We start from the raw sequence: 1,917 nt of genomic DNA, 5'->3' as shown, positions 1-1,917 counted from the left end.
CGGCTCGACTCGGAGGCCGGCCGGGCGCCGTTCAGCGCGGCCCTGACGCCGGGGTCCAGCGGGGCGCGGCGGTCCGCGCCCTCGTCCGCGGCCCGGACCGGGCGGCGCTGCTGCCCGCCGGCGTGGAGGCCGCGGTCGGCGACCTGCGCGACCCGGCGGCGGTCGAGGCCGCGCTCGCCGGCGTCACGGCCGCCCTCTACGTCTCGCCGCACGATCCGGACGAGGAGCGCCTCGCCGAGACCTTCGCCGCGGCGTGCGAGCGGCTCGGCGTGCGCCTGGTCTTCGCCGGGGTGGTGACCGACAGCGTGCTCGTGCGCGCGCTCATCGGGCTGCTGCTCCCGCACTACCGCGGGAAGCTGCGCATCTCCCGCCGGGTCGCCCGCTCGTCAGCCCGCCCGGTGCTGTTCGGCGTGAGCAACTACTACCAGAACGACGAGATCGTGCGGGAGGACATCCTGTCCGGCACGTACCCGCTGCCCGTCCACGGCTCCGGGGTCAACCGCATCGACCTGCGCGACGTCGGTGAGCTCGTCGCCCGGGCGCTCACCGAGCCCGGGTTCCCCGGTGGCGTGCACGCGCTGTGCGGCCCGGCCTCGGTCGGCGGCGCCGAGTCGGCGCAGACCTGGACCCAGGTCCTCGGCCGGCCGGTCCGCTACGCGCCCGAGGCCTGGGAGGCGGTGTCCGAGCGGCGGCTCAGCGGCCAGAAGCTCGTCGACTTCCGCCACTCGTACGGCTTCCTGGCCCGCCGCGGCATGCCCACCAGCGCCCGCGAGGTCGCGCGGATGACCCGCCTGCTGGGCCGGGCACCGCGCCCCTACGCCGACTACGTCCGCGACATGGCCGAGGCCTGGCAGGCGGTGTCGTAGGGGGCGGCGTCCGCTCCGGTGGCGCTCAGGCGGTGAAGAGCAGCGAGACGTTCTGCCCGCCGAAGCCGAACGAGTTGCACAGCGCCGCCGGGACCGGGCCGCGGCGCGGCTCGCCGCGCACCACGTCGAGGTCGATCTCCGGGGCCATCCGGTCCAGGTTGAGGGTCGGCGGGATGACCCCCTCGGTGACCGACAGCAGCGTGATGATGCCCTCGACCGCGCCGGCCGCGCCGACCAGGTGCCCCAGCGCCGACTTCGGGGCGGTGAGGACCACGTCGCCGCCGAGGGCCCCGCGGATCGCGGCCGCCTCGCCCACGTCGCCGACCACCGTCGACGTGGCGTGGCAGTTGACGTGCGCGACGTCGGCGGTGGAGAGGCCGGCGTCGGCGACCGCCCGCCGCATCGCCCGGATCTGGCCGGCGCCGCTCGGGTCGGGGCCGGTGATGTGGTGGGCGTCGGCGGTCACGCCGGCCCCGGCCAGCCGGCCGAGCACCGTCGCGCCCCGCGCCTCGGCGAACCCGGCCCGCTCCAGGACCATGATGCCGGCGCCCTCGCCGAGCACGAACCCGTCGCGGTCGGCGTCGAACGGCCGCGACGCGCGCTGCGGATCGTCGTTGCGCTTCGACAGCGTGCGGGCCTGGGCGAACCCGGCGAGGGTGAGCGGCGCGATCGCCGCCTCCGCGCCTCCGGCGATGACGACGTCGGCCTCCCCGGCGCGGATGAGCCGGACCGCGAGGCTCAGCGCCTCCGCGCCCGACGCGCACGCCGACACCGGCGTGTAGACGCCGGCGCGGGCGCCGAACTCGAGGCTGACCCAGGCCGCCGGCCCGTTGGGCATGAGCATCGGCACGGTCAGCGGCGACACCTTGCCCGGCCCGGACCGCTCGATGACGTCGTCCTGGGCCAGCAGCGTCGAGACGCCGCCGATGCCGGTGCCGACCGCCACCGCGAGCCGCTCCGGGTCGACGCCGGGCGCCCCGGCCTGCGTCCACGCCTGCCGGGCGGCGACGAGCGCGGCCTGCTGGCAGCGGTCCATGCGGCGGGCCTGGAC

Annotated in this window: 2 protein-coding genes; one reads left to right on the top strand and one right to left on the bottom strand. The window is 77.4% G+C overall.

The genetic code is table 11. The annotated features are described in order from the left end of the window. Positions 1-866 (top strand): NmrA family NAD(P)-binding protein (locus ABZS66_RS61525; RefSeq protein WP_354774236.1); only part of this gene is annotated, 866 nt, incomplete at its 5' end. A 25-nt stretch (positions 867-891) separates the two neighbouring features. On the opposite strand, the gene ABZS66_RS61520 is transcribed toward ABZS66_RS61525, so the two are convergent. Next, positions 892-1,917, bottom strand: a 1,026-nt coding sequence (locus ABZS66_RS61520; protein WP_354774234.1) for a beta-ketoacyl-[acyl-carrier-protein] synthase family protein, incomplete at its 5' end; no start/stop codon positions are given.

Source organism: Dactylosporangium sp. NPDC005572, assembly GCF_040605515.1.
GTDB lineage: Bacteria > Actinomycetota > Actinomycetes > Mycobacteriales > Micromonosporaceae > Dactylosporangium.
The sequence above is the reverse complement of the archived record's forward strand: the minus strand, read 5'-3'. Positions and strand labels throughout refer to the sequence as shown.